The following is a 12,962-nucleotide window of genomic DNA, read 5'->3' on the forward strand; positions in this document are numbered from 1 at the left end:
TGTATTAACCCTCAAGCTCCATCAGCTTCTCGAAAGCCTTCTCATAATCCTCGTTCACCTGCTTCAGTTCCTTACCTAATTGAGCATATTCAGTTTCCAGTTGCTGGAAACGCTTTTTATCTGAATAAGTCTGCGGGTCGTTCATGGAAGTTTCCAGGGCCACCTTCTTTTTATTGAGGCTGGCCAGTTGCTCTTCCAGTTGCTGGAACTGACGTTTGTGTTTCTGCAACTCCTTTTGCTTGTCTTTGTCTATAGGAGCGTTCTTCTGCTGGCTGTTGCTGTTATTATTGTTGTTGGCGTTATTGTTATTCGCTGGCCGCTCGTTCTTTACTTCTTTTTTTTTTGACTCGTTGGCGTTCTTGTCGGCGCTAGCAAGTTGTTTAGCGTTTTCGGCCTGGCGCTTTTTGTACTCTTCCCATTCAGCATAGGTACCTTTGAATTCCTTGATCTGGCCGTCTACGATCTCCCAGATCTTATTGGCAGTCTGGCTTACAAAATAGCGGTCGTGGGATACGAGTACGTAAGTACCGTCGTACTGTCCGAGTGCGTCAATCAGCATTTGGACAGAGTTCATATCCAGGTGGTTCGTCGGCTCGTCCAATAGCAGGAAGTTGGCCTGGCTGATGATCGTTTTAGCGAGTGCCACACGTGCTTTCTCACCTCCGGACAGGATCTTGATCCTTTTATAAACGTCATCACCGGTAAAGAGGAAACAACCCAGCAGGGAGCGGAGTTCCACCTCAGAGCGTCCGCTGCCGAAGTTCTTCAGTTCATCCAGGATCTCGCTGTTAAGGTCCAGGCTTTCCAGCTGGTGCTGGGCATAGAAGCTGGGAACGACGTTATGTCCGCCGATACGCTCACCTTCCATTGGTTCTGTACCAGCTATCACGCGGAGCAGGGTGGATTTACCCTTACCGTTGGCCCCGATCAGGGCTATCTTGTCGCCACGGTTGATCTCAGCACTGGCATTTTCCAGGATGGTGAGGTTGCCAAAACGTTTGGTTACATTATTCAGGGTGGTAATGATCTTACCAGGTACTTTATCAGGGGTAAAGTTGATACGGATCTTGGAAGGACCGTTATCTACCTGTTCTACTCTTTCCAGTTTGTCCAGGCGTTTGGCAATACTCTGTGCCTGGGCTGCCTTGGAAGCCTTCGCCTTAAAGCGCTCAATAAAGCGTTCCTGCTGGCGGATGTAGTCCTGCTGATTTTCGTAGGCGCTCTGCTGCATTTCACGACGGAGTTCCTTTTCCACTTCATAGGCTTCATAGTTACCTGCGTAGTGGTGTAACTGCTGCTGATAGAGTTCTACTATTTTATTCACCATTCTGTCCAGGAAGTAACGGTCGTGCGATACGATGATCACGGCGCCGTTGTAGCTCTGCAGGTATTTCTCCAGCCATTCAATGGAAGGGAGGTCAAGGTGGTTCGTCGGCTCATCGAGCATCAGAACATCCGGCTGCTGCAGGATCAGTTTAGCCAGAAGTACACGCATACGCCAGCCTCCGGAGAACTGGCTGTAAGGACGTTCGAGGTCGGCAGTGGAGAAGCCGAGGCCTTCCAGTACCTGGGCGGTCTTATGCCGCATATTATAACCGTCAAGTACCTCAAACTCATGGAGTTTGTCGGCATATTCCATCAGGATTTCTTCACTCTCGTTGGTCTCCAGTTCTTTAGTAATGCGTTCCAGCTCTTTTTCCAGCTTCAGGGCTTGCTCGAAGGCGGTCATGCCCACATTCAGGATAGATTCGTCTGATTCGAAGCTGAGCAGGTCCTGGTTAAAGAATCCGAGAGAGAGGTTTTTGATCTTGTTAACACTTCCTTTCGAAACGGTATACTCACCGTTGATCACACGTAAAATGGTAGATTTACCGGTACCATTCATCCCGATCAGACCCACACGGTCGCCCGGTACAATATGCCATGAAGCGTCTTCAACGATGGCTCTTGCGCCAAACTCAAAAGTTATATCCTGTAGTGCGATTAGCATTGCTAAATAAAATTGAAGGTGCAAAGGTAGTGCTTTTAGGGGAGAGTCCATAGTCCGGTGAGTAGTTCTATCGACTGTTTCGATTATCTTTGGACGCAAAAGCAAAATAAAACATGAGGTCAGCTATAATTCTGGTTATCACCGCATTCTTTGCCTGTAATGAAGCAGCAAAACCACCTGCCGCCACCCAGGCGGACAATGGTCCGCTGAAAGCGCCCTATGCCACGGAATTCTATGATTCCCTGCAGGTAACCATGGATGCCTATTATGACCTGACCGATGGCCTGTCGCAGGGCAATGCGACCTATACCGACAAATGGGCGGCTATCCTGAAGCAGCATATCGACAGCCTTCCTTTAGGGCTGCTCCAGGTGGATTCTGCCAGACTGGGAGTGCTTCATACTGCCACCGGCAGTATCAGCGCAGAGCTAAGCGGGTTACTGGGAGAAAAGGAGCTGGAGGAGAAAAGAGCTGGTTTTGAGTCGGTTTCGGATATGCTGTACGACATTGTCCAGACCACGGGACTGAAAGGAAAGACAATCTACCGGCAGTATTGCCCGATGGCATTTAACGACCGGGGAGCGTACTGGCTGAGCAGGAGCAGTAAGAAGCAGAATCCTTATTTTGGCAACGGAATGCTGGGCTGTGTCGAGGTTACAGACAGTTTACGCTATTAAGAAAGCCACCTGAGGTAAGAATGCAGTGAGGGCCATTACATTTGATATACAAAAATGCCGTCATTTTTCTTAACTTCGCAAGCCGATTTTACAGGCTATTTAAAATCAATATAAAAGCAACAGCAATAGCTGTAGGTTAACAGCTCAAATCGTATGATCAACATTACATTACCGGATGGCGCAGTTCGTCAGTATGAAGCAGGAGTAACTGCAATGGATGTTGCCAAATCCATCAGCGAGGGATTGGCACGTAAAGTTTTGGCCGCAAAATTCAATGGTCAGGTGACGGATGCGTCCCGACCAATTACAACGGATGGCACGCTGCAGTTACTGACATGGACAGATGCGGATGGTAAGGCTACCATGTGGCACTCTTCCGCCCACCTCATGGCGGAGGCGCTGGAGGCCCTGTATCCGGGTGTGAAGTTTGGTATCGGACCCGCTATCGAAAACGGGTTCTATTACGATATTGACCTGGGAGGACGCAGCATTTCCGACGAAGATCTGCAGAAGATCAGCGACAAGATGGCCGAACTGGCAAAGCAGAACAGCACTTACGAACGCCGTGAAGTAAGCAAGGCCGATGCAGAAAAATATTTCACTGAAAAGAATGATGAGTACAAGCTGGAACTGATCAGGGACCTGCAGGATGGTACGATCTCTTTCTATACACAGGGTAACTTTACAGACCTTTGCCGTGGACCTCACATTCCCAGCACAGGGTTTATCAAGGCTATCAAGCTGACGAACATTGCCGGCGCCTACTGGCGTGGTAATGAGAAGAACAAAATGCTGACCCGTATTTACGGCATCACTTTCCCTACCCAGAAAGAGCTGGATGAATACCTGCATCTGCTGGAGGAGGCTAAAAAACGTGACCACCGTAAGCTGGGTAAAGAGCTGGAACTGTTCACTTTCTCAGAAAAGGTGGGCCTGGGTTTGCCTTTATGGCTGCCAAAAGGTGCCATGCTGCGCGAACGCCTGCAAAGCTTTCTGCAGAAAGCACAGATCGAAAGTGGTTATATGCCGGTAGTAACACCGCATATCGGTAACAAGAACCTGTATGTAACCTCCGGTCACTATGAGAAATATGGTAAAGACAGCTTCCAGCCGATCCATACGCCGGAAGAAGGTGAGGAGTTCATGCTGAAACCGATGAACTGTCCGCACCACTGTGAGATCTATAAAGCCAGCCCGAAAAGCTATAAAGACCTGCCGGTACGCTTTGCGGAATTCGGTACCGTATACCGCTACGAGCAGCACGGTGAACTCCATGGTCTGACCCGTGTACGTGGCTTTACTCAGGATGACGCACACCTTTTCTGTCGCCCTGACCAGGTGAAGGAAGAGTTTATCAAGGTGATCGACCTGGTATTGTATGTATTCTCAAGCCTGAACTTTACAGATTATACCGCCCAGATCTCCCTGCGCGACCAGGAAGACAGGGCAAAATATATCGGATCAGAAGAAAACTGGAACCTGGCAGAGCAGGCTATTATCGAGTCAGCTGCTGAGAAAGGGCTGAAAACGGTAGTAGAATACGGCGAGGCTGCGTTCTATGGTCCGAAACTGGACTTCATGGTGAAGGATGCCCTGGGCCGTAAATGGCAGCTCGGTACCATCCAGGTGGATTACAACCTGCCGGAGCGTTTTGAACTGGAATACGTAGGTGCAGATAATCAGAAGCACCGCCCTGTAATGATCCACCGTGCGCCATTTGGTTCACTGGAGCGTTTCATAGCGGTACTGATAGAGCATTGCGCCGGTAAATTCCCGCTGTGGCTCACACCTACACAGGTGAAGATCCTGCCTATCAGTGACAAGAACCAGGCGTATGCAGAAAAAGTAGCAGAATTGCTAAAAAATGCGGAAATTCGCGCAGAAATTGACGACCGCAATGAGAAGATAGGGAAAAAGATCAGGGAAACCGAACTTGCAAAAATTCCTTATATGCTCGTTTTAGGTGAGAAGGAAATTGCTGAAGGCAAAGTTGCGGTACGCAGACAAGCTAAAGGCGACCTCGGTGCAATGGATCTGGAACAGTTCATGGCACTGGTAAAAGAGGAAGTAGTCAGCAGGAAACCATTCGAATAAGTCATTTCACTACAAAAGGTCATAAAATATATTTTTAACTAATTGAACTTTTGTATTTTCGGGTACGTTAATTGCTTTTATAGTCCATAGATAACAGATACTTGTCTGCAGATCCAATCCTCCCGACGGAAGATAAATCATTAAGACATTGTTCATGGACTATGGACGACTACAGACAATTATTAATTTGTAACTTTATTTTTTTTAATGCCACAAGGACCCAGACCAAGTTTTAACAGTAACAACAACAACAGGGGCAGAAACCCCAATTTTAGAAGAGAACAGCAACAGGAACACCGTACAAACAGAATGATACGTGTACCTGAAGTGCGATTAGTAGGTGAGAATATAGAAGTTGGGGTATACCGAACGGAAGAGGCCCTGCGTATGGCGGAAGAACAGGGATTGGATCTCGTAGAAATTTCCCCGAACGCCGTTCCCCCGGTTTGCCGTATCATCGATTATAATAAATTCCTTTACGAAAAGAAGAAGAAGGAAAAAGAGATGAAGGCCAAAGCTCACAAGAGCGAGGTAAAGGAAATCCGGTTTACGCCAAATACAGACGATCACGACTTTGACTTCAAAGCGAAACACGCTGAGAAGTTCCTCAAAGACGGTAATAAAGTAAAAACATACGTACAGTTCAAGGGCCGCGCTATCATGTTTAAAGAGCGTGGTGAGCTGATCCTGCTGAAGTTCGCTGAAAGGCTGGCAGAAGTAGGTGCCCTGGAAGGTATGCCGACCATGGAAGGTAAGCGTATGATCGCTATTTTCGCCCCTAAGAGTGCGAAAAAGAAAATGGATAGCAGAGAGGCCAAAGAAGAACGCGCACAGCAACCAAGGGAACCGAGAGAGCCTCGTCCCGCAACTGCGTCTTCTGAAGGTAAGCCTGATCAGCAGGCATAATTCAATACGCTTTATTTACTTGGTGCAATTATATCAAATGAACCCGGAACCTTGCGTTCCGGGTTTTTTTTATGGATCTGGTAATGGATGAGTACCCAAAAATTTTTATATTGGGTAAGTTTTGACACATTATGCAGGAGAAAATAATTTGTTTTCTGATTGACGATGATCATGAGGACCAGGAAATTTTTTCCCTGGCGCTCAATGCAATAGATGAAGATATTGACTGCATCACCGCCAGCGACGGTGTAGATGCCCTTAACAAGCTGCGCAAGGAAAGAGGATTTACTCCACATTTTATTTTTCTCGATCTTAATATGGTGCGCATGAATGGCAGGGAATGCCTCAAAGAAATAAAGAAAATTCCGCATCTGAACGATATCCCTATTATCATATACTCCACTTCCTCCGAACAGAAGGATATTACTGAAACAAAGCTCCTCGGGGCCACAGATTACATTGTGAAGCCTCCCAGCATCTCTATACTCACAAAAAAATTGGAGCAAGTTTTGAGAAAGGAATAGGGTTGATTAAGCTTATTTATGGAACTAACGAAGACTGTAATCCCCGAATTTCTCACCGGCGGCGGCGAGATGGGGGAACTTATACGCTCCAGAGATTGGTCTGAGACCCCGTTAGGATCTGTGGAGATGTGGCCCCAAAGTTTGAAGACCTGTATACGGATTATTCTCACCTCCCGGCAACCCATGTTTGTCTGGTGGGGACCTGATCTGATCAATCTTTACAATGACGCTTACAGAAGTATACTGGGTGGAAAACACCCGGAAGTACTCGGTATGCCAGCCAGCGAAGTATGGAAGGAAATATGGGACCAGGTTGGGCCCCGTGCGGCGACTGCCATGCAGGAAAATGAAGGTACCTATGATGAGTCCCTCTTACTCATCATGGAACGTAACGGATATCCCGAGGAAACCTATTACACCTTTTCCTATAGTCCTGTGCCAGGTGATGCAGGAGGCACCGGCGGCATCGGTGGTATCATTTGCGCCAATACCGACGATACCCAGCGTATTGTTGGCGAAAGACAGCTGATGACCCTGAAAGACCTGGGTAAACATCTCCTGGATAGTGAGAGCGACACAGCTGTCTACAACAGGGCTATTACCATTCTCAAAGAGAATCCGGCCGACTTTCCTTTTGCATGTATTTACCAGGCAGACCTGAAGGCTGGTATCCTTGAAATGGTGGGCAAGACAGATGCTTCCCTTGCAGATACCGTACTGCCTCCATCCCTGGAGATCGAATCTACCCTGGCCGCCGACTGGAAATTCAAGCATGCTATCCATACAAATAAATCGCTGGTTGTCACTGGATTAAAGGATAAGTACGGGAAATTACCTTCCGGTAAGTGGACCATTAGCCCGGATCAGGCATTAGTAATACCCATTATTCAAAGCGGACAGGCATGCCCTTTTGCGCTGCTGATAGTGGGATTAAGCCCTTACCGGCAACTGGATGATAAATACCGTAGTTTCTTCCAGCTGGTGGCCGACCAGGTAGCCAGTAGTATCGTGAATGTGCATGCCATGGAGGAAGCCCGAAAAAAGGCAGAAGCACTCATGGAAATAGACCGGGCCAAGACAGCCTTTTTCAGTAATATCAGCCATGAATTCAGGACGCCACTCACGCTCATGCTGGGACCACTGGAAGAGCTACTGGCGCAGAAGGAAGGTACATTGAACCCGGACCAGGAAGCACATGTAATGGCAACACATAGGAACGCTTTGCGCCTTTTACGCCTGGTCAATACATTGCTGGACTTCAGTCGCATTCAGGCAGATAGGGTACAGGCGCACTATTCTCCCGTCAACCTTTCTTCGCTTACCGAGGATATAGCCAGCACTTTCAGGGCGGCAATAGAGCATGCAGGACTACAGTTTCATGTAAACTGCGATCCCCTGACAACTGACGCGTATGTAGACAGGGACATGTGGGAAAAGATCATTCTCAACCTGTTATCGAACGCATTTAAATACACATTAGGTGGTAGCATTACGCTTTCGCTCGAGCAGGATGGCGACAACGCCATACTGCGTGTACAGGATACAGGCGTCGGTATTCCGGCGGAGGAGATCCCTCATATGTTTGAACGCTTTCATCGGGTCAAATTTACAAGGGGACGTACTTTTGAAGGAACTGGTATCGGTCTTTCACTGGTGAAAGAGCTGGTGCTGCTGCATGGTGGCGATATCAATGTAAAAAGTGAAGATGGCAAGGGAACTACCTTTACGGTTCGCATTCCACTGGGCTGCGCTCATCTGCCCGCAGACCACATCGTGAAAAATGACTATGAGCTGTATATATCAGGATTGAGCGAGGCATATATCAAGGAAGCATTTCACCTGGGCCGCGGGAACGGAACCAGTATGAATGGCAATGTGCCCGCCGGAGAAGAAAAGCCCCGTGTTCTTGTTGTTGATGATAATGCTGATATGCGGGAATATCTGCAACGCCTGCTCGAAAAACATTATTGGGTGGATACGGCCGCCAATGGCAAAGAGGCATTGGAGAAAATCACAGCGCAGCTTCCGGAACTTGTAGTCAGTGATATTATGATGCCTGAGATGGACGGTATCGAGCTCTTAAATCATATTAAGCACGACTCCGCAATCAGTTCATTACCAGTAATATTGTTGTCTGCAAGGGCAGGGGAAGAAGCCAAAATTGAGGGGTATGATATCGGGGCAGACGACTATCTGATCAAACCGTTTTCTGCAAAGGAACTGCTGGCGAGAGTACGTGCACAGATCAGGATCTCCCGTTTACATCAACAGGCGATAGATATCTTGCAACATAGTGCAGAGGAACTGGAAAAGAAAGTAGAAGAGCGTACGGCCGAATTGCTGCGTAAGAATTCAGAACTGGAGCAGTTTGCATACATCGCCAGTCATGACCTGCAGGAACCCCTGCGTAAGATCAGGACATTCTCTGAGCTGTTGCAGATGGGGCTGCAGAAGGGCACGCCTGTAAATAACTATTTCGACAAGATCCAGTCTTCTGCGGCACGTATGACGCAACTGATCAATGATGTACTGAATTATTCACGCTTATCCGGCAGAGACGTACAGTTCGTCTCTACAGACCTCAATGCCATCCTGCAACAGGTGAAAACGGACTTTGATCTGCTCATAGAACAGAAACAGGCCATTATTAAAAGCAATGAACTTCCACCGGTAAAAGGTATTCCCTTACAGTTGGTGCAGTTGTTCACCAACCTGATAGGTAACTCCCTGAAGTTCTCTGAAAAACAACCGGTTATCACTATTACAGGGACTCCACTACAGGCATCCGAACGCGCGTCTTATTCCGGATTACAGGATGATATTGACTATGTTAAACTGGAATTCAAGGATAATGGTATAGGCTTCGAACAGAAGTTCGCGGAAAAGATCTTTACTATTTTCCAGCGCCTGAATGAAGGACGACAATATGCCGGTACAGGCATAGGTCTGGCCCTTTGTAAGAAGATCGTGGAGAACCATCGTGGTGCAATCAAGGCTGAAGGAAGCTTAAATGAAGGTGCTACATTTATAGTCATATTACCCGCAGATCAGTAAAAGTCATAAAAAATGCCGCGATGTTTGTCGCGGCATTTTTTATGAATGATGTATTTTATTGCGGGAATCCAGTAAAGTAGAAATCAGGATGTTCTACACTTTTCAGTTGCCCCAGTCTTCCGTTTCCTCCCTGTGTATCTACAATGAAATCCATCGTAAAGCGGTCATTACGGATGTAATCCAACAGGGGCTTCATATCATCGGCAATGAGTGCCGCATTACCTCCGAAAGTCTGTCCTGTAAAGTTGAATACCCCATCAGCAGTCTTGGTATAAGTGAACGGGTATTGCGCCAGGTAGAGCGTATTATTCTGGATGATATATACATCCACGTTCATGGTCTGCTGAGTAACGTCAAACGCAAACTCAGAATAATACAGGGTCAGTCCGTAAGGGCCATTTATTAATGAATTGGCAATACCAGTATAGATGGTTGTAAAGCTGGCAGACCATCCCGGCAGTTCCTGCGGCGGTACGATCAGGGAAGAAAAGTCTACTCCCAGCAATCGGTGCATCGGCACAACTGAAGTGAGAGCGACTTTTACTTCTATCCGTTGACCATCAATAGTCACATAAAAGACTTGCTGCGTGCTGTCCCAGAAAAGTTCCTGGAATGTCTTGCCTCCATAAGTGATCGGCTTTTGCAGGTAGATGCCATTCAGCGTATAATAGTAAGGACTGGACAACAGCTGCACCTGGTTTGCATCATCGATATAGATGAGAGTAAAGGTCTTGGTGAAAGTGTTGACGCTCACCTGCAGTTTCTTCCCATCGGAAAACTGGAGATACAGCCAGGGGTTCTGCAGCATATAGTTTTCCATATCAGCGATCAGGTTCGCATAACTACCCGCAGCATATGCTTCCGCTTCTGCCTGGGTGGCTTTTACGAGGATCATCTTTGTGTCGAAAGAGATGCCCGTCAGCTTGATAGTATCAGCAGAAACACTGTCTATAGCATATTCAAAATCAACTGAATAGCCGGATCCTGTTTCTCCGCCATAAACATTCGGATCAGGGTCAGACAGCAGGTGCAAATAGGAATAAGTATCAAACAACAGGGAGGGCCTTTGCACTGCTTTCAGACGGTAGGTGCTTTCTTTGCCACTGGCAGCAGCTTCCAGAGAAACATCGCTGTACATGGTAACCCGGTCATTGGTGCCGAAGCGGAAAAAGAAGCTATAAGCGCCGCCTGCGGAAGGGTAAACTACCGTTTTCCAACCATAGGTACTGCCGGTAAGTGTGGCCTTATATTCTGCCAGGGCTTTCTCCATACGCTCTTCCGGTTTCTCCCCGAAGAGCGAAGTGGTTTTATCTTTTGAACATCCTGCAAAAAGGATCGCCAGCAGGATGATATATAGTCTGTTATGAAGCATGTTTCCTGTTTTACAAATGATTAATTGCATCCTGTACCCGGGTTTGCAGACTGTAAAAATTAATGTTCCAGCTCTCTTTAAAGTAACGGACAATGATCTCTTCCTTCTGTCTGAATTTCGCCTGTGCATCTGTCGGAGCGGAAGCGACAATGGCCTCATAACCGTTTTTGCCTTCCACCAGCATAGTAGATACCATTTCAACAAAGTCTTCGTCTGGCGCACTGCGGGCATATTGTGTGATAAAGCCTCTTTCCAGGGCCTCATCCAGCGTATAGTCACTCCAGCTGCCGGTATAACCGGTGGAGATCCGTTTGTATTCTACAGGATACAGAATGGTCTGATGCAGGATATGTGCAAACTCGTGGTGGATAGTGTGCAGCATCTGCCGCACGAAAGGTTTGTTAGTGAGGGTAAAATCATTGAGCCAGAACAATACGATCTTGCGGCCTCCTTCGGCAGTACCGAGCGTGATCGTATTGTCGGAATTGAACTCCGGACTACCTACCAGCACAAACTGTTTCTGGCAATAGGTTTTGAAGAAGGTTTCACCAGCTTCCGCAATATATGGCGCCGCCCAGGTCTTCAGAATGGTAGACATAACCGGTTCCACTTTTTCCTCCTTAACAGGTACCAGCGTTTTGTTCAGTGTCAGTTCGTACCGCTCGAAACGGTACTTCACTTCAATATTATACGGTTTGGTATATACCGAATCTATCCAGAAATCGAGGGGTCCTTTTTCCCAGGTCTCACCACCCAGTCCGGGGATGTTCACACTGTCTATTTTATCGTCCTTGGAGCAGGCCATAAGGCTGCCGAAGAAGATAAAGGCCAGTAACAATTTTATATGCATTTGTTTCATAGTCAATTAGTTTAAGCGGATTAACGGGGATTCAGTTCAATACCTGCCAGCTTCACTTCCTGCGGGAGCTGGAACAGCCGGCGGGGATCAGTCGGGGTGAGTGTTTCAGATTCACCCGCCACGTTGGAATGGGTCACGGGAATGTTATAACGGAGGATATCAAACCACCTCATACCTTCCTGGATGAATTCCGCCTGTTTAAAATCCAGCACAGTATTGATCAGGGCAGTCTTTATATCAGATGTGCCATAGTAGCTGGACAGTTTGGCGTCTGTAATCCTGAAGTTAGCGCTGTAATTTTCTATGCGCATACTGGCGTAGTCGTTCAGGTCCTGTTTGGCTGCTGCAAGGTTGCCAAGGTAGATATTGGCTTCCGCACGGTTGAATAGTACTTCTTCTGCTGTGAAGAGCGGGAAGATAGTATAAGGCACGCCGATGTTTGCATTGGCGCTGGAGCGTACAAAGAGTTCCCGGAATTTCAATACCAGCCAGTTCTCCGTATTGCCGCCGGAATAATATAGCGGTTGTACCCAGTTCGCACCGGTTACATTCCTGAATACGAACAGGGAATATACCAGGTCTGTTCTCAGGCCATAACGATATCGGCCATAGGAGCGTGCCCAGTCGGAAGGCGCTTCTACCAGCAGGAGATTGGCCGTCTCACTTGCTTTTGTATAGATGGCTTGCATTTCTGTACCTGTCAGCTGACTGTATACTGTTACCCATGGCCGTAGGTTAGATTTGATATTACCTCCGGGAAATACGTTGTCAGCATACGTGAGCACCTTTTGATAATCCTTTTTGTACAGGTAGAAACGAGCAGCAAATGCATTGGCTGCGGCTTTGTTGAAATGGTATTTAGGCACTTTGTAGGACGTATTGTCGATCAGAGGCATGCCTTCCAGCAGATCCTTTTCTATCTGTTCATAAACGTAGGCAACGGTCTTTCTTTCATATTTGCCATTTACCACCTTTTCCGGGGTTGTTACGTAAGGAATACCCGGATCCTGGCTGGCAGTGGTGGCATCATAGACCTTGGAGTACAGGGTTACCAGCATGAAATGGTTATAAGCCCTTGCTACCAGCGCTTCACCTTTCTGTGCGTTGTAGTCGGCAGGATTATCGGCCTTACTGATAGCATCCAGCGCCTGGTTAGCCGCGGCAATGGCGCTATAACAAGCGTTCCAGTAGTAGTCTGGTGAGCCCTGGGCCCTTTCTGTTACATCCCGGAAGAAGAAGGGGTTGGTATTGATTTCTTCACTCAATGTACCGCCGGTGCCTTTATCAGCTGCATTATCAGAAGCTGCCTCAGTAAAAGTGGCGTAATCCGCCTGCGGATAGGCAGTGGTCAGCAACTCAGCGACCTTTTCCACCGTATTTAGCTGGGTACGCTGGTCGGGCACCTGTTCCAGGTATTTTTTACATCCTGCGGAGAGGAGTACGGTGACTGCAAATATATAGTAGGTTGTCTTTTTCATCTGTCAGT

The 12,962-nt window shown here is 47.5% G+C and carries 9 protein-coding genes; 5 read left to right on the forward strand and 4 right to left on the reverse strand.

Annotated features, from left to right (window positions below):
* Positions 1 to 4: 4 nt before the first annotated feature.
* Positions 5 to 1,990 (reverse strand): ABC-F family ATP-binding cassette domain-containing protein, encoded by a 1,986-nt coding sequence (locus BLR32_RS26555; RefSeq protein ID WP_089836356.1) that lies wholly within the window; start codon positions 1,988 to 1,990, stop codon positions 5 to 7.
* A gap of 113 nt (positions 1,991 to 2,103) precedes the next feature.
* On the opposite strand from BLR32_RS26555, the gene BLR32_RS26560 reads away from it, so the two are divergent.
* From BLR32_RS26560 to BLR32_RS26580, 5 genes are all read left to right on the forward strand, one after another.
* On the forward strand, positions 2,104 to 2,667 hold the full coding sequence (locus BLR32_RS26560) for a DUF3347 domain-containing protein (RefSeq protein WP_089836359.1): 564 nt from the start codon (positions 2,104 to 2,106) through the stop codon (positions 2,665 to 2,667).
* Between the two features lie 153 nt (positions 2,668 to 2,820).
* Positions 2,821 to 4,761 (forward strand): threonine--tRNA ligase, encoded by a 1,941-nt coding sequence (gene thrS / locus BLR32_RS26565; RefSeq protein ID WP_089836361.1) that lies wholly within the window; start codon positions 2,821 to 2,823, stop codon positions 4,759 to 4,761.
* A 207-nt stretch (positions 4,762 to 4,968) separates the two neighbouring features.
* A complete protein-coding gene (infC, locus tag BLR32_RS26570; RefSeq protein ID WP_089836363.1) occupies positions 4,969 to 5,667 on the forward strand; it encodes a translation initiation factor IF-3 in 699 nt (232 codons plus the stop codon).
* Between the two features lie 131 nt (positions 5,668 to 5,798).
* Entirely contained in the window at positions 5,799 to 6,191 is a 393-nt protein-coding gene (locus tag BLR32_RS26575; protein WP_089836365.1) for a response regulator, read from the forward strand.
* Positions 6,192 to 6,209: 18 nt separating this feature from the next.
* Entirely contained in the window at positions 6,210 to 9,245 is a 3,036-nt protein-coding gene (locus BLR32_RS26580) for a sensor histidine kinase (RefSeq protein ID WP_089836367.1), read from the forward strand.
* A 55-nt stretch (positions 9,246 to 9,300) separates the two neighbouring features.
* Here the strand turns inward: BLR32_RS26580 and BLR32_RS26585 are convergent, their stop codons facing one another.
* From BLR32_RS26585 to BLR32_RS26595, 3 genes are read right to left on the reverse strand one after another with little or no spacing between them, the layout of a single operon-like run.
* Complete coding sequence (locus BLR32_RS26585; protein WP_176842442.1) at positions 9,301 to 10,617, reverse strand: DUF4302 domain-containing protein; 1,317 nt, start codon at positions 10,615 to 10,617, stop codon at positions 9,301 to 9,303.
* Between the two features lie 10 nt (positions 10,618 to 10,627).
* Positions 10,628 to 11,476 (reverse strand): zinc-binding metallopeptidase, encoded by an 849-nt coding sequence (locus tag BLR32_RS26590; protein ID WP_089836370.1) that lies wholly within the window; start codon positions 11,474 to 11,476, stop codon positions 10,628 to 10,630.
* Between the two features lie 20 nt (positions 11,477 to 11,496).
* The gene (locus tag BLR32_RS26595; RefSeq protein WP_089836372.1) at positions 11,497 to 12,954 is read right to left on the reverse strand and encodes a RagB/SusD family nutrient uptake outer membrane protein; all 1,458 of its coding nucleotides are present in this window, start codon (positions 12,952 to 12,954) and stop codon (positions 11,497 to 11,499) included.
* Positions 12,955 to 12,962 lie beyond the last annotated feature (8 nt).

Origin of the sequence: Chitinophaga filiformis, from assembly GCF_900102545.1 — a bacterium.
GTDB classification, from domain to species: Bacteria; Bacteroidota; Bacteroidia; order Chitinophagales; family Chitinophagaceae; genus Chitinophaga; species Chitinophaga filiformis.

Coding starts and splice junctions, on each gene's coding strand:
- BLR32_RS26575 (WP_089836365.1), top strand. CDS start 5,799: ATGCAGGAGAAAATAATTTGTTTTCTGATTGACGATGATCATGAGGAC.
- BLR32_RS26590 (WP_089836370.1), bottom strand. CDS start 11,476: ATGAAACAAATGCATATAAAATTGTTACTGGCCTTTATCTTCTTCGGC.
- thrS (WP_089836361.1), top strand. CDS start 2,821: ATGATCAACATTACATTACCGGATGGCGCAGTTCGTCAGTATGAAGCA.
- BLR32_RS26580 (WP_089836367.1), top strand. CDS start 6,210: ATGGAACTAACGAAGACTGTAATCCCCGAATTTCTCACCGGCGGCGGC.
- BLR32_RS26560 (WP_089836359.1), top strand. CDS start 2,104: ATGAGGTCAGCTATAATTCTGGTTATCACCGCATTCTTTGCCTGTAAT.
- BLR32_RS26585 (WP_176842442.1), bottom strand. CDS start 10,617: ATGCTTCATAACAGACTATATATCATCCTGCTGGCGATCCTTTTTGCA.
- BLR32_RS26555 (WP_089836356.1), bottom strand. CDS start 1,990: ATGCTAATCGCACTACAGGATATAACTTTTGAGTTTGGCGCAAGAGCC.
- BLR32_RS26595 (WP_089836372.1), bottom strand. CDS start 12,954: ATGAAAAAGACAACCTACTATATATTTGCAGTCACCGTACTCCTCTCC.
- infC (WP_089836363.1), top strand. CDS start 4,969: ATGCCACAAGGACCCAGACCAAGTTTTAACAGTAACAACAACAACAGG.